Genomic DNA, 24,448 nt, shown 5'->3' with positions numbered 1-24,448 from the left:
TTATGCCACGCTGGCCAGCGCGGCGCGCAGCGCCTGCAGCAGCGCCTGCGGATCTTTTTCAGGCTGCGCGCTGAAGACGGGCGCTTCCCAGTCCTGCCCGCGCACGGCCACCACGCGCAAGCGCCCCTGTTCGCTCCAGGCCGGATACCAGCCCACGTCGACGATGTCGCCATTCGCGCACGTGATTTGCAGCAGGTCTTCGCCCAGGTCGTCGACGAGGGTATCGATGGGCTGGCGCAAGTCCAGCGGCGACAGGCTGTCGTAGGTAATGCGCGCGTCGCCCAGCGCCAGGGGCTGGCCAAACAGGGTCGTGTCGATGATGTTCTCCTCTTGTTTATTTTTTATGGTTTTTTCAATCGCCCTGCGGCACGCTGTAATGGCGGCGCCACAGGGCCAGGTAGCGCCGCTGTTCTTCCTCCCAGCGCGCATCGTCCCAGCCCAGTTCATGCTGACAGATGGCGCGCAGGCGCGGCATGATAGCAAGCGCGCCGCCGGCCAGCTGCAAACCGAGGCGCGTGCGCCGCAGCAGCAAGTCGTCCAGGTGCTGCACGTCTTCCATGCGCGCGCCCCAGCGCAGCTGCGCCCACAGCGTCTGCGTGCCGGGAATCGGTTCGAGTTCGCCGTCCCGCGCCGCATTGCACAGGGCCTGCGCCCCCGCGCCATGACGGCCCAGCAGCCGTTCGCGCTGCTCACCGTCGAGCAGCAAGGCCTTGCCCGACAAGGGCGGCGTGGCGTCGAAAATCGGCAGCGGACGCAAATCCGCCTGCCAGCCCGGCAGCAGCGGCGCGGCGCGCCGCAAGGCGTCGAGGGCGATCACGCGGAACGTCGTCAGCTTGCCGCCCGCCACCGTCAGCAAGCCGTTTTCCAGCCACAGCGCATGTTCGCGCGCTTCCTTCGACGGGTCAAGCCGGCCGCTGTCGATCACGGGGCGCACGCCGGCAAACGTGGCCAGCACGTCGTCTTCGCCCAGCGCCAGCTGCGGGAATTGCCAGCGCAGCGCCGCCAGCAGGTAATCGAGTTCGCCGCGCGTGATGGCCGGCTCCAGCTCCAGGCTGGCGCCGTGGTCGACATCGGTGGTGCCCACCAGGGTCACGCCCTCCCACGGATACGCAAACACGGGACGGCCGTCGTGCGGGTGCATCAGGCTGACGGCTTGCGCCAGCGGCAAGCGCCAGGCCGGCAGCAGCAGATGGCTGCCGCGCAGGGGCCGCAGTTTCGGCTGCTCTCCCACCTGGCCGCGCAAGGCGTCGGCCCAGGCGCCCGTGGCGCTGATCACCAGGCGCGCGCGCGTGGTGAATGTCGCGCCATCGAGCGCATCGTTCAAGGTGGCGCCGGTGACCTTGCCATCTTCGCGCAGCAGCGACGCCACGCCCAGGTAATTGACGGCCACGCCGCCATGACGCCGTGCCTCCTGCAGCACGCGCAGCACCAGGCGCGCGTCGTCCGTCTTGGCGTCCTGGTACAGCATGCCGCCCTGCAGGCCGTCGCGCCGGACGTGCGGCGCCAGCATGGCAAAGTCAGACGCATCGACATAGCGGCGCGCGCGCTTGCCCGCCATCACGTCGTAGATGGCCAGGCCCAGCATGAACTGGCGCCGCCCCGGCTTCCTGCCCGCGTAGTCGCCGAAGGCGAAGCCTTGCGGCTCGACCAGCCCGGCCGCATCCGCCAGCAAGGCTACCCGCTCGTGCACCGACTCGCGCGTCATGGCGAACTGTCCCTGCTTCAGGTAGCGCAAGCCGCCGTGCACCAGCTTTGATGACCGGCTCGACGTGCCCCAGGCGAAATCGCGCTGTTCCACCAGCAGCGTCTTCAAGCCGCGCCGCGCCGCTTCCAGCAGGATGCCGGCGCCCGTGATGCCGCCGCCGACGATCAGCACATCCCACTCGCGCGCCAGGACGCCAGGCAGATCCGCCCTGTTCACGATGGGCCTCCGGCCTCGGGCAGCAGTTTGCCGGGATTCATCATGGCCTGCGGGTCGAACTGGCGCAGCAGCGCGCGCATGGCGGCGATGCCCAGTTCTCCCTTTTCGGCCATCAGCCACGACGCGTGGTCCGTGCCCACGCCATGCTGGTGGCTGATGGTGCCGCCGTTGGCGACGATGGCGGCGCCGGCCGCGTCTTTCAAACTGCGCCAGCGCGCCATGTTGTCTTCATACGTGGACGCCAGCCGGTACACATACGTGGTGTAGACGCTGGCGCCCTGCGCATACACGTGCGACAAATGCGTGTACGCGTGCACCTGCTCGCCGTGCTGTGCCAGCGCGCGGGCGCCCGCCTGCTCCAGCGCCGCCATCATGGGCGCCACGCGTGGCCAGTCGACAGCCGTTTCCACCGTGTCGATGACATAGCCGTGTTCCCACGCGCCGTTGCGCAGGTAGACATTGCGAAAGCGTCCCTGCTTCCACTTGTCGCCCATGTGGCGTCCCACATGCACGCCCCCGTTCCGCCGCGCCAGCGCCAGCGCCCCGCGCAGGGCCGCGCGCGCCGGTTTTTCGTCGCCGCTGACGCCCAGCATCAGCATGCACTTGCCTTCGCCGCAGCCGCGCAGCGACAGGTAGCGCTCCAGCAGTCCCACGAGTTTTTTATGGCCGGCCAGGGTCAGCATGGTTTGCGTTTCGAGCGCGTTCGACAGGCGCAGCATGCACAAGGACAGGCGCGATTGGGCCAGCGTCCGCACGGCCGCCTGCGCCTGGCCCCATTCGGCGAAAAACACGGCGTGGAACGCCTCATACGGCGGCAGCGGCGAAACGCGCACGGTGGCCTGCGTCACGATGCCCAGCCGCCCTTCGGAGCCGAGCACCATTTCGCGCAGGTCGATGCCGGCCGCCGAGGCGGGAAACGTGGGGATGCTCAAGGTGCCGGACGGCGTTTCCACCTCGCCGCCCGCGAACAGCTGCTCGATGCGGCCATAGCGCAGCGATTGCTGGCCCGACGAGCGCGTGGCGATCCAGCCGCCCAATGTGGAATACTCGAACGACTGCGGATAATGGCCCAGGGTGTAGCCCTGCGCGCGCAGCTGCGCCTCCAGGTCGGGGCCATACACGCCCGCGCCGAACGTGGCCAGCTGCGCCTCGCGGTCCAGGTGGCCCAGCGCGCACAGGCGCACGAGACTGATCGACAGCACGGGGCGCGGCCCCGCCGCCACCGTCAAATGCCCGGCCACGCTGGTGCCGCCGCCATGAGGAATGACGGTCACGCACGCCTGACGCGCATACGCGAGCAGCTGGCGCACCTGCAGCGCGCTGTCGGGAAAGGCCACGCCGTCGGGCACCGCGCCGATGCGGCCGTGGCGTAATTTAAACCAGTCGGGCAGACTTTGACCGAGCGCATGGCGCACGCGCGTGGCAGGCTGGGTGTCGATCAGCGGATGCGGCGCCAGGCGCGAGGCGGGCACCTGCGCGCAGGCGTCGTCGAAGCTGGCGTCGGCTATGACGCTGCCCGGCCCCAGGCGCTCGCGCAGGAATGCCAGCGCATCCTCGTTCAGCGCATACACGATGCTTTCATCTCCCCAGCCATTCCAGCGTTGCATGGACATCCCCTGTATTCGGCCAGTTGCGCGCCACGGCGGCTTGCTATACTGTTCTTGCCTGATTTTCTTGCTAGATCAATAGCATATGCCGCCACAGACGAAGGGTATTGGTTTTTCATGACAATCGCATTGTTCCATCATGACAAGCACTGACGGCCGGGTCGCCGGCGCCTATCTGCTGCCGCTGCTGGAAGCGGCCGGCGCCCACGGCATCGATAGCGTCACCCTGGCGCAGGCGGCCGGCGTGGCGCCGCACGGCCTGGAAGCGGCCGCGCCTGGCATGGGCTTGGCCGCGCGCGACTACGTGCGTCTGCTCGATGCGGGCGCGCTGCTGGCGGGCGACGCGCATTTCGGCCTGCACGTGGGCCAGCGCGTGCGCATGGGCACGTACAGCGCCTATGGCTTGATCTTGCTCAGTTGCAGCAACGTGGGCCAGGCGCTGGAACAGACGGCCCGCTATGAACGGCTGGCGCACGACCTGGGCCGCTCGACCCTGCAGCGCGACGGCGCCATCGCACATTACCGCTGGGCCAGCAACTATCCGGGCGCCAGCCGGCACCTGGTCGACAGCGTTTTTGCCGGCATACGCGTGTGCGGCGACTGGCTGGCGGGCATGCCGCTGCCGCCGGCCCGGCTGGCCTTTACCCACGATGGCGGCGGCGACTTGCTGCGCCATGCGGCGCACCGCGACGAATACGTGCGCGTGCTGGGCAGTCTGCCCGCCTTCAACGCCCCCGCCAACACGGCCACCTTCGACGCGCAATTGCTGGACTGGCCCGTGCCGAACGCGGACGTCAGCCTGTATCCCGTGCTGTGCCGGCATGCGGAACAATTGCTGGCGCAGCGCGAGGCTGAAACGGACACTGGCGGCACCATCGACGCGCAGGTGCACGCGGCCATCGTGAGAGGCTTGCGTCAGGGTTCGGCGCGGCTGGCCACCGTTGCCGCCGCCCTGGCCGTCACGCCGCGCACCTTGCAGCGCAAGCTGGCCGACGCGGGCACCAGCTTCCAGGCCCTGCTGGATCAGGCCCGCTATGGCCTGGCGCGCGACTATCTGCGCGAGCCGGACCTGTCGCTGGTCGACATCGCCTTCCTGCTCGGCTACCAGGAACAAAGCGCGTTCAACCACGCGTTCCGCACCTGGTCGGGCACCAATCCCGGCGCCTGGCGCCTGCAGCAATTACAGGAAAAGCAAGCCGGCTTACAGGCGTGCGCGGGCCATGCCTGACGCGTTTTCTGGCTATACTGGCAAAGTCTGACTTCCCACGATCACTCCAACCCGCAATGCAAAGGATTAATATGCAACTCAAAGACAAAGTCGCACTGATTACCGGCGCCGCCAGCGGCATCGGCAAGGAAATGGCCATCGAATACGCAAAACAGGGCGCCAAGGTCGTCATCGCCGACCTGGCCCTGGAAGCGGCCAGCAAGACGGCCGAGGAAATCAAGCAAGCGGGCGGCCAGGCGTTTGCCGTCGCCATGGATGTCTCCAGCGAAGAGCAGGTCGACAAGGGCGTGGCGGACGCCGTGGCCCACTTCGGCGGCATCGATGTGCTGATCAGCAATGCGGGCATCCAGATCATCAGCCCCGTCGTCGACTACCCGTTCGACCAATGGAAAAAGATGCTGGCCATTCACATGGACGGCGCCTTCCTCACCACGCGCGCCTGCATGCGCGAAATGATCAAGGCGGGCCGCGGCGGCGCCATCATCTACATGGGTTCCGTGCACTCGCACGAAGGCTCGCCGTTCAAGAGCGCCTACGTGGCGGCCAAGCACGGCTTGCTGGGCCTGGCCAAGGTGGTGGCCAAGGAAGGCGCGAAGGACGGCATCCGCGCCAACGTCATCTGCCCCGGCTTCGTGCGCACGCCGCTGGTCGACAAGCAAATCCCCGAACAGGCGGCCCAGCTGCACATCAGCGAGGAAGATGTGATCAAGAAAGTGATGTTGAAAGACACGATTGACGGCGAATTCACCACCACGCAGGACGTGGCGCAAACGGCCATCTTCCTGGCCGCCTTCCCGTCGAACGCCCTGAGCGGCCAGTCGATCGTGGTCAGCCACGGCTGGCATATGCAGTAATAGTGACGCCCGCCCACATCGGCTGCGCGGCGCCCTGTGCGGCCTGCGATGCTCGCTGTGCTCCAGCACAGCTGCGCGTCTCGGCCACACATCGCTGCCGCTCGCGATGATGTGGACGGGCGCTGTTGCGTGAGTGTTACCCCTCAGTTTTTTCCCCGAAAGTTCCCAATTGCAAGACAACACTTACCGCCACCCGCGCGCGGGCTGGCCGGGGCGCGTGTTTGCCGCGCTCGCCAATTGCGCGCATTTCGCCGAACTGCGCCAGGCCGTCATGTCGCGCCTGCCCTTCCTGAACCTGCACAGCGACGTGCGCGACGTCGTCTACGTGAGCTGGCTGGTCGACGCCGCTGCGGCGCAGAACTTATTGCCGCCAGGCGTGGCCCTGTGGCAGCGCGACGGCAAGACGCCATTCACGGTGCTGACGTACCGCCACGGGCATTTCGGCCCTGCACTGCTCGGCCCGCTGCGCCGTCTGCTGCCGTCTCCCCTGCAAAGCAACTGGCGCCTGTACCTGGACCATACGCCGCCGGGCGCGCCGGCCGTTCCTTGCGTATATTTCTTGAAAAACATCATGGCCAGCCTGCCGCATGCGCTGGGCACGCGCCTGTTCAGCGATATACTGCCCACGCACCTGGCCGCCGGCATGGCGCTGGAGGTCACGGCCACGCAGGCCCGCTGCAGCATTGCCAGCGGCGCCGGCAGCGCTCCGGCGCTCGATGTGCAGGCGGCCATCACGGCGGCGCATGGCCTCGATACGGATTGGCAGCAACTGTTCGGCAACTGGCGCGACGCCGTCGCTTTCCTCGCTTGCCAGGATGGGGCCATCGCGCACGTGCCGCGCAACGGCAAGCTGGTCTTCGGCGAAATCGACTTGCCCGTTGATGTGGATCAAGTGCAAGCACTGACGCCCTTGCGCGCCGACTGCGGCTTGCTGGGGCAGTTGCCGCCCGCATCGAAGCCGTTTGCCTTCCTCGTGCCCAAGGTTGCCTTCAAGGCGTTGTCGGAACGCCTGCTGTAGCACCCCGGCGTTCCAGCTTGAACAGGGCCATCGCCTGTTCCAGCTGCAAGGTCTGGCCCTGCAGCGATGCGGAGGCGGCCGCCGATTCCTCGACCAGCGCCGCGTTCTGTTGCGTCACTTCATCCATTTGCGTGACGGCCATGTTGACCTGGCCGATGCCATGGCTTTGCTCGCGCGACGCCGAGGCGATCTCTTCCATGATGCCGTGCACGCCCTGCACGGCGCCCAGCATTTCGGCGCTGCTGACGCCCGCCTGCTGCGCCAGCTTCGCGCCCGCCTGCACTTGCTCCAGCGACGCCGTGATCAATTGCTTGATTTCCGTGGCGGCCGCCGCGCTGCGATGGGCCAGGCTGCGCACTTCGCCCGCCACGACGGCAAAACCGCGCCCCTGGTCGCCCGCGCGCGCCGCTTCGACGGCCGCGTTCAAGGCCAGAATATTCGTCTGGAAAGCGATGCCTTCGATAATGCCCGTGATGTCACCAATCTTCTTCGACGAGACGTTAATGCCTTCCATCATGCGGACCATCTGCCCGACGATTTCGCCGCCGCGCCCTGCCAGGCCGTGCACCTTGCCCGCCATGTCGCTGGCCTGCACGGCGTTGCCGCTATTTTGCTGCACCGTGGCCGCCAGCTGCTCCATGCTCGACGCCGTCTGCTGCAGGGCCGAGGCCTGCGCTTCCGTGCGGCCGGACAAATCCATATTGCCGGCGGCGATTTCCTGGCTGGCCATGCTGATGCGCAGGAAATTGCCGCGCACGTCGCCAACGATGGAATGCAGGTTCACGCGCAGTTGGCGCAAGGAACGCAGCAACTGTCCCATCTCGTCGCGCCGCGTGGTGTCGAGCTCGCCCGTCAGGTCGCCGCCCGCCATCACGTCGCAGGCCTGGCGCGCCCGCTGCAGCGGTTGCAGCACGGCGCGGTGCAAGCTGTGCCAGAAATACAGGGTCGCGCACAAAGCCAGCGCGGACAGGCCCGTCAGCCAGCCGTGGGCCGCAGCCGGCAACGCGCCCGCATTCCACGCCAGTTGCAGCAGTAATACCAGGCTCAGCAAGCCCAGGTTCCAGCCGATGCGCTGGGCCAGCGGCAGGTCGCGCAAGCGCGCCAGTCTGGCCAGCCAGCCCGTGCGCACGGCCGCGCCCTGGCTGATGACGATGCCGTCGGCCTGCCCCGCCTTGATGCGCGCATACAGGGCGGACGCCTGCGCCACTTGCTGGCGCGTCGGCTTGGTGCGCACGGACATGTAGCCGACGGCCACGCCGTCTTCGACCACCGGCGTCACGTTCGCCAGCACCCAGTAATAATCGCCGCTCTTGCAGCGGTTTTTCACCATGCCGCTCCACGAGCGTCCCGAGCGGATGGTCGCCCAGAAATCGGCGAACGCTTCGGCCGGCATGTCCGGATGCCGGAGGATGTTTTGCGGCGCGCCGATCAATTCTTCCGCGCTGTAACCGCTGACGGCGATGAAATACGGGTTGGCATAGGTGATATTGCCTTGCAAGTCAGTAGTCGAGACGATGGTCTCGCTATCGCTCAGTGTGATTTCGGTATCGCTGACGGGAAGATTGAGTCGCATGGTCACATCCTCAAAAGTAGCCCGTACGGTGACGGGTTTGCGGACAAGGAACGGTCGCCAGCCAGCAAAGCGGGCACGGCACTGGCACCATTATTTTAATATTTTATTATTAACAAAATGCACTTTATTACGGCCCTGCCGGCCGTCATGCCACGGCAGGTTCGCCGGCCCAGTAACGGTCGATGTCCTGCAGGCGCCACTGGGCTGCGCTTTCCGTGGAAACGATGCGCTCCTGGCAACCCGGCGCGGCCAGGTCGAGCAGAGTCGGGGCGATGCAGGTGCCGGCGCGGATGGAAAAAAACACGCGCACGGTGGGCTGGGTCAGCGGCTTGCCCGGCGACTGTCCCACCACCACGGCCAGGCGCTCCGACTGCAGCCGCACCAGGGTGCCCAGCGGATAGATGCCCAGGCATTTGACGAAGGCGGCAAACAGTTGCGCATCCAGGTGTCCGCCGCGCCAGCCTGCCATGCGGCGCAGCGAATCGGCCGGGCACCAGCCCTGCTTGTACGGCCGGTTCGAGGTGATCGCGTCGTACACGTCGCAGATGGCGCCCATGCGCGCAAACAGGCTGATTTCCTCGCCGCGCAGCCCCTTGGGGTAGCCGCTGCCATCAAGTTTTTCATGGTGGTGCAGGCACACGTCGAGCGCTACCGGGTCGATCTCGCCCACTTCCTGCAGCATGCGGTGGCCGGCGGCCGGATGGGCGCGCACGGAGGAAAATTCCGCTTCGCTCAGGCTGCCCGGCTTGTTGAGGATGGCGGACGGCACGGCCATCTTGCCGATATCGTGCAGCAAACCCGCCAGGCCGGCCGAGCGCACCTGCTCGGGCGCCAGGCCCAGCTCCCTGGCCAGCGCCGTCATCAGCGCGCACACGGCCACCGAGTGCATATACGTGTAATTGTCGGCGGATTTCAGGCGCGCCAGGCCCAGCAGGACGTCGCCGCCGCGCTGCATCGAGGCGGCAATATCGTCGACCAGTTCGTAAGCTTGCGCCGCGGACAAGGCCTTGCCCATGCGCACCTCGTCGAACATCGTCTGCACGGCCTGGCGCGAGCGTTCGATCTGGCGCCGGGCGCGCGCCAGTTCCTCCTCGCGCGAGCGGGGCGGGCCCGGATCGGCGACGGTTTTGCTTGCGGGCACCGTCGCTGCCGCGGCCGCGGGAGCGCCTGCCGCGGCCGGCGGCGCGGCAGAAGGCACGGCGGGCGGCGCGACTTGCGGCGCCTGCCCGCGCGTCGTGTCGATCCACACTTCGCACAGGCGTGCCGAGCGGATACGCTCGAGGTCAGCCGGCGACTCCAGCAAGAAAGAACGCGTCCAGAAAGGGGTATCGAGCCAGGAACGGCCCAGACGTTCGACATACATTCCCAGCATCAGTTCGCTACTCGTTATTTTTTTCAGCACGGCGGTTCTCCAGACATTCAAATCGCAGCATTTACTTGCGCATTATCAATATCATACGCCAAAAATAACGATTACACCAAATATATTGCTTTATATGGCAGAATCACAACATAAATAAAAATAATCATCAATTCTATCATTTTCATTTCATAAAATATTGAATCAACAAATATATCAATTCAGCCATATTGCCTACGCTAAACTGTATGTCTGGTGCTGATGAGGGATGCGATATGCCTGCCGGCGGCCGCGTGGGCCGCCACGCAGGCTGGACGTGCAGGAGGGAAGTGCGTGAGCGCCAGACGCCCCGAAGTGGGGCTGGTGCTATGGAGAAAGGAATGTCAGGCCGCTGGGCGAGCGGGCTGGCGGCCGGCAGCTTAGCGCGGCACGTAGCGCCAGCCGGCGTTTTCCAGCATGAAGGTCAGTTCCGTCTTGATGCCTTCCGGGCGGCTCGGCACGCTCAATTGCGTATCGCACACAAGGTAGCCCGTCTTGCGCTTGACGTCGCACTCGTTGACGGCCTTGACCTGCATGGTGCTTTGCGCTTCCTGCATCTGCACGTCCTTGGCCGCCTCCGGATTGCGCGCCACTTCTTCCTTGGCCCAGGCGCGTATCATCGCTTGCGCCTCGGCCGGCGACGGTCCCGCAAACTTGGCATCCTTGCGCTCGACGCCGACCCAGGTGCCGTTATCGTTACGTAGCGGCAAGACCATAAAACCGTCGCGCATGCCGGCGCTCATGCCGACCAGACACACCACCTCGCCCGGCACTTCCTGCGAATCCTGGCAACCCTGCAGGCTGGTGGCCTTGACGGGAATGGGAACCGGTATCGACGATTGCATCCTGGCTTGCGTTTTGGCCACGCCCGCCTGCACGGCGGCCTGGATGTGTTCGAGCGTGGGCATGGTAGCGGCCTGGGCCGGCAAGACGGCGAACAGGGCGGCGGCGGTCAGGGCGAGGGTAGTCAGGCGCATGGTGTCAAAAGTAGTGATCAAAGGCCGGCAGTCTAGCACTTTGCATAAAAACAGCTGTTTCTATAGAGAACTATCCACGGCATCGAGCGCGAGAAAGGCGCCGCCCCCGTCCGCCTGTCCGCGCAGGCGCAGGCCGATGGCGCGCAGCATCTCGACCAGCTCACGCAGGCGCAGGCCCTCGTCCGTCAGTTGGTATTCCACCTTGACGGGCACTTCCGCATAGATCGTGCGCGTCAGCAAGCCCGCCTCCTCCAGCGCGCGCAAGTCCAGGGTCAGCATGCGCTGCGAGATATTCGGCACGGCGCGGCGGATTTCGCTGAAGCGCTTCGGCCCCGCCATCAGATAGCTGAGCAGCACTGCCCTCCAGCGCCCGCCCAGCAAACGCATGGCTTCTTCCACGGCGCAGCCGGAGACATTGTCCTTCATGGCGATCCCTATCTGGTATAAAAAATGTACCTATACCACATTATTCTGCCTTCTTCCAAATAGTAACCGCAGCGGCTAGACTGCCCTTCCCTCACCTGAATGGAACTCCAGCATGGAAACCACCCTGATCTACAGCGTGCCGTTCGGCTGCTCGTTTGCCGCCATCGCCGCCCTCGAATGGAGCGGCTTGCCGTATCGCCTGGCCCGCGTGGAAGCGCGCGACCCGGCCAGCAAGCAGCATCCGGCCTTTCTCGCCATCAATCCCCTGGGCCAGACGCCGGCCCTGCTCACGCACGCGGGCACGCCGCTGCTGGAAAGCATGGCCATCCTGCTGCATATCGCCGCCCGCGCGCCGAACAGCGGCCTGGGCTTTGCGCAGGGCACGCCCGCCTGCGACCGCCTGAACAGCGCGCTGTCGTTTCTGCACACGACCTTCCACGCCGCCTTCATGCCCGCCTTCCAGGCCAGCCGCGCGGCAGAAAACGATGCGCGCGCGGCCGTCTGGCGCGAAATGGCCGTCGAGAAGGTCAACAAAAGCCTGGCACACCTGGAACGCCTGCTTGAAGGCCGCGCCTGGCTCGCTTCCGATGCCGCGCCGACGATTGCCGACGCCTACCTGGCCGCCACGGCGCGCTGGGGCGAACCGCTGCAGCTGGCGCGGCTAAGCGACTATCCGCACGTGGCGCGCGTGCTGGCGGCGCTGGAACAGGACCCCGGCATCCGCTTTGCCCACGCCATCGAGGCGGGCTTGCCGGCCGCCAGCCGGGGCGGTTTCCTGGGCCACGTGGCACTCGACCAACTGGCAGTTCCGGCCGGCTAACCGGCGGTCAACTCCCGCAGCGGGCGCGTCTTTATTGCTATGATGTCGGGCTGCCGGCGGTACAGCCGGCCACGTCAATACCATATCGATAACGTCGTCATCAGAATCGGGAGTTTGAATGAGTTTACGTCTGCTGCTCTTGGGAGCATTCAGTGCCGCCATGGCCACCACCGCCGTTGCTGCGGAATCGGCGCTGGCCGCGCCGCGCGGCTTCACCGTGGAAGACATGGTCGCCATGGAACGGGTGGGCAGCCCCGTGCTGTCGCCGGACGCCACGCGCGTCGTCTACACGGTGCGCACGACCAACCTGGAGAAAAACCGCGGCAACACGCAGCTGTGGATGATCGACCTGCGCGCGCCGAACGCGGCGCCGCGCCAGCTCACGCGCGGCGACGCCAGCGCCAGCGATCCGCAATGGTCGCCGAACGGCGACGCCATCTACTTCCTCTCGGGCCGCTCCGGCTCCTCGCAAGTGTGGCAGCTGCCCCTGAACGGCGGCGAAGCGGCCAAGGTCACCGACCTGGCGCTGGACGTCGATACCTACCGCCTGTCGCCGCAGGGCGACCGCCTGGCCTTCAGCATGGGCGTCTTCCTCGATTGCGCGGACATCGCCTGCACGAAAAAGCGCCTCGATGAAAAAGCGAAAAACAAGGCCAGCGGCATGGTCTACGACCAGATGTTCGTGCGCCACTGGGATACCTGGGCCGATGGCCGCCGCAATGCGCTGTATTCGGCGCCGATCGACGCGGCCGGCAAGGTCAGCGCCACGCCGGTGAGCCTGAGCGGCACCCTCGATGGCGACGCGCCATCGAAGCCATTCGGCGACAACAGCGAATACCACTTCAGCCCGGACGGCAAGACGGTGGCCTTCTCCGTGCGCGTGGCCGGCCGCACGGAATCGTGGTCGACCAACTTCGACGTCTATACGATACCGGCCGCGGGCGGCCAGGCGCCGCGCAACCTCACGGCCGACAATCCGGCCTGGGATGCGAAAGCCAGCTATTCGCCGGACGGCCGCACCCTCGCGTATGTCGCCATGACCAAGCCTGGCTTCGAAGCGGACCGTTTTCATTTGGTGCTGATGGATGTCGCCACGGGCAAGAAACGCACCGTGGCCGACGACTGGGACCGTTCCGTGGCCGATTTCCGCTGGACGCCGGACGGCAAGGCCTTCCTCGTCGCCGCCGATGACGTGGGCCAGCACCGTCTGTTCCACATCGACGCGGCCAGCGGCAAGGTCAACGCGCTGACGGGCAAAGGCGCCGTGGGCGACTTCGACGTGCGCGGCAATACCATCGTGCTGACGCAAGCGAACCTGGCCTCGGGCGCGCAGCTGTACACGCGCAAGCTCGACGCCAAGTCCGAATCGGCACCGATGGTCCAGCTGACGAAACAGAATGCGGCAGCGCTGGCCAACGTGCGCTTCGGCGAATATGAGCAGTTCTCGTTCGCGGGCGCGGATGGCGAAACCGTCTACGGCCACGTCATGAAGCCATGGAACGCCAAGGCCGGCGAAAAATATCCGGTGGCCTTCCTCGTGCACGGCGGCCCGCAAGGCAGCTTCGGCAACAGCTGGAGCTACCGCTGGAATCCGCAAGTGTATGCGGGCGCCGGCTACGCCACCGTCTTCATCGACTTCCACGGTTCCACCGGCTATGGCCAGAAATTCACGGATGCCATCAGCGGCGACTGGGGCGGCAAGCCGCTGATCGACCTGCAGAAAGGCCTGGAAGCGGCCACCAAGAAGTTCCCGTGGCTGGACCGCGAGCGCAGCTGCGCGCTGGGCGCGTCCTATGGCGGCTACATGATGAACTGGATCGCCGGTAACTGGCCGGACGGCTTCAAGTGCCTGGTCAACCACGACGGCGTGTTCGACAACCGCGGCATGGCTTACGCGACGGAAGAACTGTGGTTCACGGAATGGGAAAACGGCGGCACCTACTACGACGCGCCAGCCAAGCACGAGCAGTTCAACCCCGTCAACTTCGTGAAGAACTGGAAGACGCCGATGCTGGTGGTGCAGGGCGACCTGGACTTCCGCATCCCTACGGCGCAAGGCCTGGGTACCTTCACCGCGCTGCAGCGCCGTGGCATCCCGAGCAAGCTGCTGATCTTCCCGGACGAAAACCACTGGGTGCTGAAGCCGGCGAATTCGCTGCTGTGGCATCACACGGTGCTCGATTGGTTGAATACGTATACAAAGAAATAACCCGCAGCAAAGAAATAACCCGCAGCAAAGAAATAACCCGCAGCGCAAAGGCTGGGGTCGGACCCTCAGGGTCCGACCCCGGTACTTCGCCTTCAGGGGTTAAAAAAACCGCGCGGTGCATCTCTGCACCGCGCGGTTTTTTGTTTTGTAGGTCGGATTAGCGCCGCGCAGCGGCGCGTAATCCGACATCACCACCGCTCCCGCTCAATAGCTATTGAGCGCCTTGGCGAACTTCACGATCCACAAACGGCTAGGACGCTCGCGGTCGTCGCCGCGCGCCACGCGGATGGTGTTGGCGGCATTGCAGCCGGCCGCGCTGCTCGTGACGATGGTGCCATTGGCATCGACCGTGCACTTGGTCACGTCGGCGTCCGCCACTTCCACGCCATTCGCGTCGAAGACCTTGGTTTTCAGGCCGAAGTCATTGTCGTTGGCCAGCGCGATGGTGGAGTCGTCGATCAAGGTCAGGCCTTCGGCCTTTTCCGCCGCCCAGCCGATGGCGTTCAAGTCCAGCAGCAGGGTTTTCTTCAGCGGCATGACAGCGGCCCAGTCGGCGCCATTGACGGCGGCGCCGCCCATGCTGCTCTTCTCCAGGTCGGACGTCGTCGCGTTGAAGGCGGCGGCCGCGATGTCAGTGGCGCCCTTCAGTTCGACCAGCATCAGCTTGTTGAAGACCTTGCCCGACGGTGCGGCGCCCTGCTCGATGACGAGGAACTTGCCGCCGCCCAGCGCCACCATGTCGCCCAGCTTGGCGTTGCCCGTGCGGCCATCCTGGTAGTCGGCCGCGTTGAGCGGATACGCGTACATCTTGCCGCTGGTGCCCGTCACCGGGTCGAATTCGATCCAGCGCGTGAAGCGGGCAAAGCGCTCGACCTGTTCATTCTTCTTCGTCACAGAATATGGTGCCGTGCCGTCGGACAGAGGGCTTTGCAGGAAGGCGTACAGCTTGTCGTTGCTCGTATCTAAGGTCATGCCTTCCATGCCGCGGTTCGCGCGGCGCTTGGCGAACAGCGCCGGCAAGCCCTTGCCCGGCTCGTACTTGGCCTGGATGATACCGGTGGCCGCATCGATCCTGACGATGAAGGGACCGTATTCGTCGGACACCCACAGCGCATTGCGCTTGGCATCGACGACGATGGCTTCCGAATCGAGGCCGCCCGCATTGAAGACGGCCTTGCCAGCCGCATCGAACTTCATCGCATCCATGACGGGAATCTCGGCAGAATTGCCGACCGCGCCCACGGGCACGGGCAAGCCCGAGCTGTTGACGGTGGCCGACACCTTGATCGGCGTCGACGAACCCAGCACGGCGCCGTTCTTGCCGACCGTGATCACGCCGAACGAAGGCGTAAAACTGGGAGACGGGAAGATCTTGCTGCCGATGGTGCCCTTGCCCGATGGATCGGGCACCAGCGGGCCGTCGCCGTTCGGGCCGCGGTCCGTCAAGCCATAGAATTCCAGGTCGCCGGCCGCGTTCTTGCCCTTGTAGGCCAGGCCGGAACCGTACGACGGCAGGAAGCCGTTCGGGAATTCTCCCTTGATTTTCGCATTCGCGCCTTCGTACGGCACGTAGAATTTGTCGGCCGCCTGGATCTGGTAGCGCGTCACGGTGACTTTCACTTCGCCGACAGGATTGGCCTGTGTCAGCGCCTCGTTGACGGGCGCGCCCGCTTTCGAGGCCAGCGTGTCTTCAAAATGCTCGCGCACGAGGGCGCGGCGTTCGGCATCGACCGTGCGGCCGGCGAATTTCCCGCCCACGCTGGCCAGGTGCGCGGCCAGGGCCGTGTTGAAGACGGCCGGAGCGGTGGCAAAGTCCAGTGTCTTGCCGGCCAGCGCGGCCTTCACTTCGGCCGTCAGCTTGATGCCGTTCGACGGATCGCTGTCGTCGTCGAGCAGTTGCAGCGCCAGCAGGCGGTTGACGACCTTGTCATCCGCCACATTCGTGCTGGCGGCCAGCGCCAGCGGCGTGACGACGGCGCCGCATGGGGCCGAACCGAGGGCCAGGCCGCCCACGCTGAAGGCCACCGTCTCGCCCGGGTTGCAAATGAATTCGCCCTTGGCATTGGTGCTGGCCTTGGGGGCGCTGCCGGCCACATAATCGAGTCCTTCCACCGCGCCGTCGAGGAACACACCCGTCTGCGCCACGGGCTTGGAAGGCTCCGCCGGCGGATTATCGCTGCCGCCGCAAGCGGCCAGGGCCAGGCCGGCGGCGATGGCCAGCAGGGTCAGTTTCGGGGTCGACGTTACAGCAGTATTCATGCATTCCTCGGCTAAGGTGGGGTTGAAGCCGTGGAGAGTAACTGCTCAAAGTGACAAGCCCATGACAGCCGTCACGCCAGTGGCGTATCCGCAACAGGTCCGCCGATGCCGCCGAAGCGGCCATCGGCCTGGCGCCGGAATTCCTTGGGCGTGACGCCCTTCACCTGCAGGAAGCGGCGGTTGAAGTTGGCCACGTTCTGGAAGCCCACGTCGTAGCAGACGTTCGACACGTATTGGTCGGTGTCCATCAGCAGCTGGCACGCCTTGTTGATGCGCAGCCGGCTGACGAAATCGGTAAAGCTGTTGCCCGTCGCCTTGCGGAAGAAGCGCGAGAATTTACTCAGCGACATGCCCACCTGCTCGGCCAGCATTTCCGCCGAAATCGGCTCGCGGTAATTGTCCGTGATGTAGTTGAGGACGGAATTGACCTTGGCCAGGGTGGCGTCATCGTCATAGGAACGCAGCGAGGCGCTCGACAGCAGACGGTAGTTGGCCGTGCGCGCCAGCTTGCTCATTAATTGCACGAATTCGGCGAAGCGCTCGGCGCCATGCGTGGCGCGGATGCGCGCCAGGTGCTGTTCGGCCTCGTGGCCCATGTCGAAAAATTCCACGCCATAGCTGGAGCGCTCGAGCAGCGGCAGCAGTTCGCGCAGTTCGGGAATCACGCGCGCGGCGCCGGCCAGCGGCGCATGGGCGAACTGCACGATCATGTCGCGCAGGGCCACGCCGCCGTCCGGCATCACGTTGGAAATCCAGTTGTGCGGCAGGCGCGGGCCCGTCAGCACCAGGTGGCCGGGCGAGAATTCGCCGATATAGTCGCCCACGAACAGGCGCCCGCTGGTGGCGACGATCAGGTGCAGCTCATACTCTTCATGGCAGTGCCAGCGCACGCGCGAGCTGGGATAGCCATGTTCCAGGTAATTGATGATGCCGTCGTAGCTTTCGCGTTCCAGCTCGGGCGCCTTGCGCTCGCTGTCCTTGTGCCATAGGTGTTCCATGCTTGTCTCTCTCAGGCTGTCCCCGCCCGTGCCATCGAATGTACCTCAAAAAGCTTCACTCGCCAAAACGGCCCAGCGCCTGCTGGCGAAACTCCTTCGGCGTCATGCCCTTCAATTCCAGGAAGCGCCGGTTGAAATTGGCCACATTGTTAAAACCCGCCTCGTAGCAGATGTTGCTCACATAGCGCTCCGTCTCCATCAGCAGCTGGCACGCCTTGTTGATGCGCAGGCGGTTGACGAAATCCGTGAAGCTGTTGCCCGTGGCGCTGCGAAAGAAGCGCGAAAAGGTCCGCTCTGGCATGTCCACCTGCTCGGCCAGCTGTTTCAGCGAGAACTGGCTGCTGTAATTGTGCACGATGAAGTTGATGGCGGAGCTGATGCGCGCCAGCGCCACGTCGTCGTCGCTCGACTGCATGGGCACCGTCGACAGCAGCTGGTAGTCGCTGGTCTGCGCCAGTTCTCCCAGCAGGGTGAGAAATTCGATGAAGCGCGGCAGGCCGCTCGTGTCGCGGATTCGCCGGAAGCGCCGCAGCGACTGTTCGCTGACGCCAAAGAATTCCACGCCGTGCAGGGCGCGCTGCAGCAGCGGGAAGATGCCCTTCAATTCGGGAATGGCGGCCGCCATCGACGCCAGCGGCGCATGGCCGAACTGGATCACCATGTCGCGCAGGGCCACGCCCTCGGCCGGCGTGTCGAGCGAGACCCAGTTGTGCGGCACGCGCGGCCCCGTCAGCACCAGGTGGCCAGGCGTGAACTGACCGATGTAGTCGCCGACAAAGACCTTGCCGCTGCTCTCGACGATCAGGTGCAGTTCGTACTCGTCGTGGTAATGCCAGCGCACCAGCGCATTCGGAAAGCCGTGCTCGAGGTAGCGGATGAAGCCGAAACTGCCTTTCGGCTCGAAGCCGGGCGTGGCGTCGCGCTGCTGTTCCAGCTCCATCTGCGGCAAGGTGGCATCGGCTTTGCGTGGCATGGCGTGCCCTCCCCGTCAGGCGACGATCTGTTCCAGCGCCGCGCGCGCGCCCAGCCCATACAGGCTGGCCAGCGACTGCCCCACCGCCTGCGTGAACGCGGGTGCGTCGGACAGGTCGCCGAACAGTTCGCGCAGTGACAGCAGCGCCGCGGCGTCCACCCCGCCCTGCAGCGCCAGCGCGCGCAGGCGCACCGCGTACGGGTCGTTCAAGGGCATCTCGCGCCCCGCTTCGTCGTGGCCTTCCAGGTAGCGGAACCAGCACGCCACGGTAAACGCCAGCAGCTTGATGGCGCCGCCCCGGGCCAGCGCTTCGTGCACGGACGGCAGCACGAATTTCGGGATGCGCGCCGAGCCTTCCGTGCCGATGCGCGCCAGCTGGTCGCGCACGGCCGGATTCGAAAAGCGCTCGATCAGGGTGGCCTTGTAGCGTTCCAGATCGATGCCTTCCACGCTATCGAGCAAAGGCGTGACCTCGTCGTCCATCATGCGCCGCACCAGCAGCCGGATGCCCGCATCCTCCATCGCTTCATGCGCAAACGTGTAACCGAGCTGCATGCCGATGTAGCACAGGGCCTGGTGGCTGGCATTCAACAAGCGCAGCTTCATCTTTTCATACGGCAGCACGTCGTGCGTCATCTGCGCACCCACCAATTCCCAGGCCGGCCGGCCCTGCGGGAATTCGTCTTCGATCACCCACTGGCGGAACGGTTCGCACACGACGGGCCAGGCGTCGACGATGCCGAAGCTGTCGCGCACCAGCGCCCGGTGTTCATCCGTGGTGGCCGGCGTGATGCGGTCGACCATGCTGTTGGGGAAGCTGCCATGCGTGGCCAGCCAGCGCGCCAGTTCTGCGTCGCGCAAGGCGACAAAGGCCAGCAGCATCTTGCGCGCCACGTCGCCATTGTTTTGCAGGTTATCGCAGGACATGATGGTAAATGGCGCCAGTCCCCGCTGGCGGCGCAGGGCCAGGGCGGCGGCCAGGTAGCCGAACGAGCAGCGCGGCGCCTCCGGGTGCGCCAGTTCCTGCACGATGTCGGGGTGCTGCGCATCGAATTCGCCCGTGCCCTGGTTGACGTAATAGCCGCCCTCGGTGATGGTCAGCGCGACGATGCGCGTGCCGGGGTCGGCCAGCTTTTCCAGCACGGCTTGCGGCTCGTCGGGCGCATACAGGTAGTCGCCGATGCAGCCGATGATGCGCGCGCTATCGCCGGCCGCGCTGCGCTCGACCACCGTATATAAACCGTCCTGCGCCCGCATGGCATCGCGCATGGCCGCATCAATCGCGAGCAAGCCCACGCCGCAGTATCCCCATTCTGCATTGCCTGGCAAGGCCAGCAAATCGTCGAGATACACGGCCTGGTGGGCGCGAAAAAAACCGCCCACGCCGATGTGCACGATGCCGGGCACGAGCGTCTCGCGCGCATACGCAGGCACGGCCACGTTCCCTGGCAGCTTGGCCAGGTTCGATTGCTTCAATGCGATCGCTTCCATTACAGCGCTCCTTTCGCCGCCGCGTAGGTCTTGCCGGCGCGGTCGAAATAATGGACGAAGCCCGGCTCGAACGTCAGGTGGGTCTGCTGGCCCGGCTGCAGGCTGCTGCGCTCCGCGCCGCGCGACACCACCTGCACATTGTTCGGCAAGCGCACATAGGTCAGCGTTTCCACGCCCAAGGACTCCACCAGGTCGACGGTGACGGGCACGCTGCCCGGCTGCGCCGCGCCCAGGTGCACGTGTTCGGGGCGGATGCCGACAAAGCCGTCCGCCTGCGCCGCGCTGCCCGCCTGCGCCAGCAGCTGCGGCGCGGCGTCGGCCGGCACCACGTTCATGCTGGGCGTGCCGATGAATTGCGCGACGAAGCGGTTCGCCGGGCGGTCATACAATTCCAGGGGCGAGCCATGCTGCTCGATCTGGCCGTCGCGCAGCACCACCACGCGGTCGGCAAGGGTCATCGCCTCGACCTGGTCGTGCGTGACATAGATGGTGGTGGCGCCCAGTTCGCGGTGCAGCTTGGCGATCTCGATGCGCGTCTGCACGCGCAGGGCCGCATCGAGGTTCGACAGCGGCTCGTCGAACAAAAACACTTTCGGGTCGCGCACGATGGCGCGGCCGATGGCCACCCGCTGGCGCTGGCCGCCCGACAATTCCTTCGGCGTGCGCTCCAGGTAACGGCCAAGGTCGAGGATGGCCGCCGCCTTGTCGACTTTCTCGCGGATGATGGCCGGATCGACGCCGGCCAGTTTCAGCGCGAACGACATGTTCTGGAACACCGTCATGTGCGGATACAGCGCGTACGACTGGAACACCATCGCCAGGTCGCGCTTGGACGATGGCAGCGCCGTGATGTCGCGCCCGTCGAGCGACAGCTTGCCGCCGTCGATCGGTTCCAGGCCCGCGATCAGGCGCAGCAGGGTGGATTTGCCGCAGCCCGACGGCCCCACGAAGACGACGAACTCGCCCTGTTGGATCTCCAGGTCGATGCCCTTGATGGCGCGGTGCTCGCCAAAGAATTTCTCGATATTGCTCAGTTGAAGGTAAGCCATGATGTCATCCAATAGTGTTTACTTAACAGCGCCGAAAGTCATACCTTGGACCAGTTGTTTCTGGCAGAACCAGCCCAGTGCCATGATGGGCGCGATGGCCATCAGGGAAGCGGCCGACAATTTGGCCCAGAACAGACCTTCCGGGCTCGAATACGAGGCGATGAGCCAGGCCAGGGTGCCCGCGTTGGAGGCGCCCAGGTTCAGCGACCAGAACGATTCATTCCACGACCACACCATGCAGACCAGCGCCGTGGAAGCGATGCCGCCCACGGACAGGGGCAGCACGACGTGGCGGAATTCATCCCACACGGTGGCGCCGTCCATGCGCGAGGCCTCGAGGATTTCGCGCGGCAGCTCCTTCATGCTCGTGTACAGCAGCCAGATCATGATGGGCAGGTTCATCAGCATGAACATGATGGTCAGGCCGATGCGCGTATCGAGCAGGCCGAAGTACTGGTAGCAGATATAGATGGGCATCAGCGCGCCCACGCCGGGCATGTAGCGCGAACTGAGCATGAATTTCAGCAAGCCGATGGTGCCGCCCGTGGGAAAGAAGGCCATCGAATACGCGGCCGGGATGGCGATCAAGAGGCCGATGGCCGTCGATACCACGCTGGTAAACAGCGAGTTCCACGCGTAGCCGAAGTAATTGTCGCGCGCCAGCACTTCACGGAAGCTGTCCAGGGTCGGCGTGAAAAACAGCAGGGGCGGCGTGGAAATGGCTTGCCCTTCCGTCTTGAAGGCCATCAGACCCAACCAGAAGATGGGAAAGAACAGCAGCAGCGCGCACAGCCAGGCGGCGGCCGTGCGGCCATACAGATTGAGTTTGCTATGCATCAAGGTCTCCTTATTTCGACAGATTCTTGCCGATGACGCGCATCAGGAAGAAGGCGGCGATGTTGGCGATGAGCACGGCGAACAGGGCGCCGGCGGAAGCCGCTCCCACGTCATAGGACAGCAGTGCCTGCTGATAGATCATGAAGGTGATGGTCGTCGTGTCGAAGCCGGGACCGCCGCCCGTCGTGGTAAAGATTTCCGCAAAAATCGACAGCAGGAAGATCATCTCGATCATCAGCACCACCGAGACGGCGCGGCCCAGGTGGGGAATGTAGAGGTAGCGTAATTGCTGCAGGTAGGTGGCGCCATCCATGCGCGCCGCCTCCAGCTGTTCGCGGTCCATCGATTGCAGGGCCGTCATGAAGATCAGGCAGGCAAACGGCAGCCATTGCCAGGAGACCATCATGATGATGGAAAACAGGGGGTGGGCCGACAGCCAGTCGACGGGCGTGGCGCCAAAGAAGAGGCTGATCTGCGCAAACAGGCCGTAGATCGGATTGAGCAGCATGTTCTTCCACATCAGGGCATTGACGGCCGGCATGACGAGGAAGGGCGAAATCAGCAGCACGCGCACGATGGCGCGCCCCGGGAACGCTTCATTGATCAGCAAGCCCAGCGCCGTGCCCAGCACCACCGTGATCAGCATCACGGAAAACAGCAAGGTAAACGTGTTCTGCAAGGCCGGCAGGAACGAGGCATCGGTAAAGAAAAAGTGGAAATTGGCCAGACCATGGAAAGGATGGCCGCTCGGATCGAGCATGGAATAGCGCACGAATGCGTAATACAGGGTGATCAACAACGGGATCACGGAAATGACGGAGACGGCAAGCACGGCCGGCGTCAGCAAAGTCCGGGGGATAATGCGTTTCATAGGATACTCTTGGGACGTGAGGGAATGATCATCAACAGAAATCCGGGGTCAGACCCGTCGGGTCTGACCCCAGTTTTAAGCCACCAATCTCTTCGCCTGTTGATAAACCAGACGGCAAGAAAGGTCTTACTTGTAGTACCCACCCTTGCGCATCTCACGTTCCGCCGTCTGCTGCGACAACTCCAGCGCCTGCTCCACCGTCACCTTGCCCAGCAGCGCTGCCGCCATCTGCTGGCCGGCGGCTACGCCGATCACCTGGAATTCGGGAATCGACGCGAATTGCACGCCCACGTACGGCGACGGCGGCAAGGTGCTTTGCACGGCGCGTGTGGTGGCCAGGGCCTTGCCTTCGGCGGCGGCAAATTTCGCCACTTTCTGGAACTCGGGGCTCGCATACGTCGACTTGCGCGTGCCCGTCGGCACGTTCGCCCAGCTCGTTTCCTTGGCCACCAGTTTCACGTAATCGGGCGAGGTGGCCCAGTTGATGAAGCGCTGCGCCTCGTTCGGATGCTTCGAGCTCGACGGGATGGCCAGCGACCAGATCCACAGCCAGTTGGCACCCCGCTCCGTCACGCCGACGGGCGACTGGGCGAACGCCACCTTGTCGGCCACCTTGCTTTGCTTCGGATCGGTGATGAAGGAGGCGGCGATCGTCGCGTCGATCCAGATGCCGCACTTGCCCTGGTTGAACAGCGCGAGGTTTTCATTGAAGCTGTTGGCCGCCGCGCCCGGCGGGCCGTATTTCTTCATCAGGTCGACATACATGGTGACCGCGTCCTTCCACGGCTTGCTGGTAAATTGCGGCTTCCATTGCATGTCGAACAGCTGGCCGCCGTAGGAATTGGCCATGGTGGTGATCAGCGCCATGTTGTCGCCCCAGCCCGGCTTGCCGCGCAGGCAGATGCCGTACACGCCGTTGGCCGGATCGTGCAGCTTGGCCGCCACGTCGCGCAGCTGGTTCCAGCTGGGGCGGTCCTCGATCGTCACGCCCGCCTTTTTGACCAGGTCGCTGCGGTACATGATCATCGAGCTTTCGCCATAGAACGGCGACGCGTACAGCTTGCCGTCGCCGGACAGTCCCTCGCGGATGGCGGGCAGCAGATCGTCGATATCGTATTTGGCGTCGGGCTTGATCGGGATCAGCCAGTTTTTCTTGCCCCAGATGGGCGTCTCATACAGGCCGATGGTCATCACGTCGAACTGGCCGCCCTTGGTGGCGATATCGGTGGTCATGCGCTGGCGCAAGACGCCCTCTTCCAGGGTCACCCACTTGAGCTTGATGTCGGGATTGGCTTGCTCGAAGAACTTGCTGAGCTTTTGCATTTCGATCATATGGCCGTTGTTGACGGTGGCGATGACGAGGTCGGTTGCGGCAAAAGCGGACGAGCTGAGGCAGAGCGCGCCGGCGCACAGCGCGGCAATGGCGGAACGTTTCATTGTGTGTCTCCAGTGTTTTTTGTCGTTGGCAATGCTCAGGTACTTAGCACCACGACCACAATGTAGCACCGGACTTTGATACTTTCTGATACTCCAAAACCGCAATTCGATACTCTTTTGCACCCCCTCCATGCACCAGAGTATCGATATTGAGTAAAAACAACACTTTGAAAGAAAGTATCGGTACTTGTTCGATTTGTATCAGGGTGGTTAAAAAAGCGCTGCTAGACTTGGTTTTCGGCATTAGACCGTGTGCGGTGACCGGCCTTCCGGGGCGCCACCGCTACCACCAACATTCTTCTGGAGACCGCATGAATCGCACTGCATTGAAAACTTTACCTGCCCTGCTCCTGGCCATCGCCAGCGCTTCCGCCATGGCCGACCCCATGTACCCAAGCGACGCCGAAGGCTTCCATGGCTACCTGCGCGCCGGCGCTGGCAGCAACACCTCGGGCGGCGGCGGTTCGCAAGGCTGCTTCGGTCTGGGCGGCAATACCATGA

The 24,448-nt window shown here is 64.7% G+C and carries 20 protein-coding genes and 1 pseudogene; 6 read left to right on the top strand and 15 right to left on the bottom strand.

What is annotated here, in order from left to right; all coding sequences use genetic code 11:
* From JAB8_RS05855 to JAB8_RS05845, 3 genes are read right to left on the bottom strand one after another with little or no spacing between them, the layout of a single operon-like run.
* Positions 1-429, bottom strand: a complete 429-nt coding sequence (locus JAB8_RS05855) for a hypothetical protein (RefSeq protein WP_070288850.1) — start codon at positions 427-429, stop codon at positions 1-3.
* Positions 353-1,921 carry a glycerol-3-phosphate dehydrogenase/oxidase gene (locus JAB8_RS05850; RefSeq protein ID WP_070288849.1) on the bottom strand — a complete coding sequence of 523 codons (1,569 nt, stop codon included), beginning with the start codon at positions 1,919-1,921 and terminating at the stop codon, positions 353-355. Before JAB8_RS05850 ends, JAB8_RS05855 begins: the two co-directional genes overlap by 77 nt.
* Positions 1,918-3,528, bottom strand: coding sequence for an FAD-binding oxidoreductase (locus JAB8_RS05845; RefSeq protein ID WP_070288876.1), 1,611 nt, complete (start codon positions 3,526-3,528; stop codon positions 1,918-1,920). The genes JAB8_RS05850 and JAB8_RS05845 overlap by 4 nt, the downstream gene beginning before the upstream one ends.
* A 139-nt stretch (positions 3,529-3,667) precedes the next feature.
* Here JAB8_RS05845 and JAB8_RS05840 point away from each other — a divergent pair, with 139 nt between their 5' ends.
* The 3 genes from JAB8_RS05840 to JAB8_RS05830 all read left to right on the top strand — a co-directional run bounded on the left by JAB8_RS05840 (position 3,668) and on the right by JAB8_RS05830 (position 6,628).
* A complete protein-coding gene (locus JAB8_RS05840) occupies positions 3,668-4,756 on the top strand; it encodes an AraC family transcriptional regulator (RefSeq protein WP_070219837.1) in 1,089 nt (362 codons plus the stop codon).
* A gap of 71 nt (positions 4,757-4,827) precedes the next feature.
* Positions 4,828-5,610, top strand: coding sequence for a 3-hydroxybutyrate dehydrogenase (locus JAB8_RS05835; RefSeq protein WP_070219838.1), 783 nt, complete (start codon positions 4,828-4,830; stop codon positions 5,608-5,610).
* 169 nt (positions 5,611-5,779) lie between these two features.
* Entirely contained in the window at positions 5,780-6,628 is an 849-nt protein-coding gene (locus tag JAB8_RS05830; protein WP_083287280.1) for a DUF2071 domain-containing protein, read from the top strand.
* Here JAB8_RS05830 and JAB8_RS05825 read toward each other — a convergent pair.
* The 4 genes from JAB8_RS05825 to JAB8_RS05810 all read right to left on the bottom strand — a co-directional run bounded on the left by JAB8_RS05825 (position 6,600) and on the right by JAB8_RS05810 (position 11,003).
* Positions 6,600-8,201 (bottom strand): PAS domain-containing methyl-accepting chemotaxis protein, encoded by a 1,602-nt coding sequence (locus JAB8_RS05825; RefSeq protein WP_070288848.1) that lies wholly within the window; start codon positions 8,199-8,201, stop codon positions 6,600-6,602. The two genes, JAB8_RS05830 and JAB8_RS05825, sit on opposite strands and share 29 nt — an antisense overlap.
* Positions 8,202-8,346: 145 nt before the next feature.
* Positions 8,347-9,603 carry an HD-GYP domain-containing protein gene (locus JAB8_RS05820; RefSeq protein WP_071654386.1) on the bottom strand — a complete coding sequence of 419 codons (1,257 nt, stop codon included), beginning with the start codon at positions 9,601-9,603 and terminating at the stop codon, positions 8,347-8,349.
* A 377-nt stretch (positions 9,604-9,980) separates the two neighbouring features.
* The gene (locus JAB8_RS05815) at positions 9,981-10,577 is read right to left on the bottom strand and encodes a hypothetical protein (protein ID WP_139142957.1); all 597 of its coding nucleotides are present in this window, start codon (positions 10,575-10,577) and stop codon (positions 9,981-9,983) included.
* 60 nt (positions 10,578-10,637) lie between these two features.
* Positions 10,638-11,003, bottom strand: a complete 366-nt coding sequence (locus tag JAB8_RS05810) for a helix-turn-helix domain-containing protein (protein ID WP_070288845.1) — start codon at positions 11,001-11,003, stop codon at positions 10,638-10,640.
* A 112-nt stretch (positions 11,004-11,115) separates the two neighbouring features.
* On the opposite strand from JAB8_RS05810, the gene JAB8_RS05805 reads away from it, so the two are divergent.
* Together JAB8_RS05805 and JAB8_RS05800 are read left to right on the top strand one after the other, a co-directional pair.
* A complete protein-coding gene (locus JAB8_RS05805) occupies positions 11,116-11,823 on the top strand; it encodes a glutathione S-transferase family protein (RefSeq protein WP_070288844.1) in 708 nt (235 codons plus the stop codon).
* A gap of 118 nt (positions 11,824-11,941) precedes the next feature.
* Positions 11,942-14,032, top strand: coding sequence for a S9 family peptidase (locus JAB8_RS05800; RefSeq protein WP_070288843.1), 2,091 nt, complete (start codon positions 11,942-11,944; stop codon positions 14,030-14,032).
* A 204-nt stretch (positions 14,033-14,236) separates the two neighbouring features.
* On the opposite strand, the gene JAB8_RS05795 is transcribed toward JAB8_RS05800, so the two are convergent.
* The 8 genes from JAB8_RS05795 to JAB8_RS05760 all read right to left on the bottom strand — a co-directional run bounded on the left by JAB8_RS05795 (position 14,237) and on the right by JAB8_RS05760 (position 23,842).
* A complete protein-coding gene (locus tag JAB8_RS05795; protein ID WP_070219860.1) occupies positions 14,237-16,291 on the bottom strand; it encodes an esterase-like activity of phytase family protein in 2,055 nt (684 codons plus the stop codon).
* A gap of 71 nt (positions 16,292-16,362) precedes the next feature.
* Positions 16,363-17,289, bottom strand: a complete 927-nt coding sequence (locus JAB8_RS05790; protein ID WP_070288842.1) for an AraC family transcriptional regulator — start codon at positions 17,287-17,289, stop codon at positions 16,363-16,365.
* Between the two features lie 55 nt (positions 17,290-17,344).
* Positions 17,345-18,262 (bottom strand): AraC family transcriptional regulator, encoded by a 918-nt coding sequence (locus tag JAB8_RS05785; protein ID WP_070219864.1) that lies wholly within the window; start codon positions 18,260-18,262, stop codon positions 17,345-17,347.
* A 15-nt stretch (positions 18,263-18,277) separates the two neighbouring features.
* On the bottom strand, positions 18,278-19,753 hold the full coding sequence (locus JAB8_RS05780; RefSeq protein WP_070288841.1) for a mannitol dehydrogenase family protein: 1,476 nt from the start codon (positions 19,751-19,753) through the stop codon (positions 18,278-18,280).
* Positions 19,753-20,802 carry an ABC transporter ATP-binding protein gene (locus tag JAB8_RS05775; RefSeq protein ID WP_070288875.1) on the bottom strand — a complete coding sequence of 350 codons (1,050 nt, stop codon included), beginning with the start codon at positions 20,800-20,802 and terminating at the stop codon, positions 19,753-19,755. Before JAB8_RS05775 ends, JAB8_RS05780 begins: the two co-directional genes overlap by 1 nt.
* 18 nt (positions 20,803-20,820) lie before the next feature.
* Complete coding sequence (locus JAB8_RS05770) at positions 20,821-21,639, bottom strand: carbohydrate ABC transporter permease (protein ID WP_070219870.1); 819 nt, start codon at positions 21,637-21,639, stop codon at positions 20,821-20,823.
* A gap of 10 nt (positions 21,640-21,649) precedes the next feature.
* Positions 21,650-22,510 carry a sugar ABC transporter permease gene (locus JAB8_RS05765; RefSeq protein WP_070219872.1) on the bottom strand — a complete coding sequence of 287 codons (861 nt, stop codon included), beginning with the start codon at positions 22,508-22,510 and terminating at the stop codon, positions 21,650-21,652.
* Between the two features lie 126 nt (positions 22,511-22,636).
* Positions 22,637-23,842, bottom strand: coding sequence for a sugar ABC transporter substrate-binding protein (locus JAB8_RS05760; protein WP_227742170.1), 1,206 nt, complete (start codon positions 23,840-23,842; stop codon positions 22,637-22,639).
* Between the two features lie 416 nt (positions 23,843-24,258).
* Here JAB8_RS05760 and JAB8_RS05755 point away from each other — a divergent pair.
* A pseudogene (locus JAB8_RS05755) lies at positions 24,259-24,448 on the top strand (carbohydrate porin); the annotation flags it as partial.

It is taken from the genome of Janthinobacterium sp. HH106 (genome assembly GCF_001758725.1).
Lineage (GTDB): Bacteria > Pseudomonadota > Gammaproteobacteria > Burkholderiales > Burkholderiaceae_D > Janthinobacterium.
This window is presented reverse-complemented; position numbering and strand designations above follow the sequence as displayed.

Excerpts from the sequence above, each read along its gene's own strand:
- JAB8_RS05855 (WP_070288850.1), bottom strand. The coding sequence starts at position 429 with ATGCGCGCTGGGAGGAAGAACAGCGGCGCTACCTGGCCCTGTGGCGCC.
- JAB8_RS05845 (WP_070288876.1), bottom strand. The coding sequence starts at position 3,528 with ATGCAACGCTGGAATGGCTGGGGAGATGAAAGCATCGTGTATGCGCTG.
- JAB8_RS05840 (WP_070219837.1), top strand. The coding sequence starts at position 3,668 with ATGACAAGCACTGACGGCCGGGTCGCCGGCGCCTATCTGCTGCCGCTG.
- JAB8_RS05835 (WP_070219838.1), top strand. The coding sequence starts at position 4,828 with ATGCAACTCAAAGACAAAGTCGCACTGATTACCGGCGCCGCCAGCGGC.
- JAB8_RS05825 (WP_070288848.1), bottom strand. The coding sequence starts at position 8,201 with ATGCGACTCAATCTTCCCGTCAGCGATACCGAAATCACACTGAGCGAT.
- JAB8_RS05815 (WP_139142957.1), bottom strand. The coding sequence starts at position 10,577 with ATGCGCCTGACTACCCTCGCCCTGACCGCCGCCGCCCTGTTCGCCGTC.
- JAB8_RS05810 (WP_070288845.1), bottom strand. The coding sequence starts at position 11,003 with ATGAAGGACAATGTCTCCGGCTGCGCCGTGGAAGAAGCCATGCGTTTG.
- JAB8_RS05805 (WP_070288844.1), top strand. The coding sequence starts at position 11,116 with ATGGAAACCACCCTGATCTACAGCGTGCCGTTCGGCTGCTCGTTTGCC.
- JAB8_RS05800 (WP_070288843.1), top strand. The coding sequence starts at position 11,942 with ATGAGTTTACGTCTGCTGCTCTTGGGAGCATTCAGTGCCGCCATGGCC.
- JAB8_RS05795 (WP_070219860.1), bottom strand. The coding sequence starts at position 16,291 with ATGAATACTGCTGTAACGTCGACCCCGAAACTGACCCTGCTGGCCATC.
- JAB8_RS05790 (WP_070288842.1), bottom strand. The coding sequence starts at position 17,289 with ATGGAACACCTATGGCACAAGGACAGCGAGCGCAAGGCGCCCGAGCTG.
- JAB8_RS05785 (WP_070219864.1), bottom strand. The coding sequence starts at position 18,262 with ATGCCACGCAAAGCCGATGCCACCTTGCCGCAGATGGAGCTGGAACAG.
- JAB8_RS05780 (WP_070288841.1), bottom strand. The coding sequence starts at position 19,753 with ATGGAAGCGATCGCATTGAAGCAATCGAACCTGGCCAAGCTGCCAGGG.
- JAB8_RS05775 (WP_070288875.1), bottom strand. The coding sequence starts at position 20,802 with ATGGCTTACCTTCAACTGAGCAATATCGAGAAATTCTTTGGCGAGCAC.
- JAB8_RS05770 (WP_070219870.1), bottom strand. The coding sequence starts at position 21,639 with ATGCATAGCAAACTCAATCTGTATGGCCGCACGGCCGCCGCCTGGCTG.
- JAB8_RS05765 (WP_070219872.1), bottom strand. The coding sequence starts at position 22,510 with ATGAAACGCATTATCCCCCGGACTTTGCTGACGCCGGCCGTGCTTGCC.
- JAB8_RS05760 (WP_227742170.1), bottom strand. The coding sequence starts at position 23,842 with ATGATCGAAATGCAAAAGCTCAGCAAGTTCTTCGAGCAAGCCAATCCC.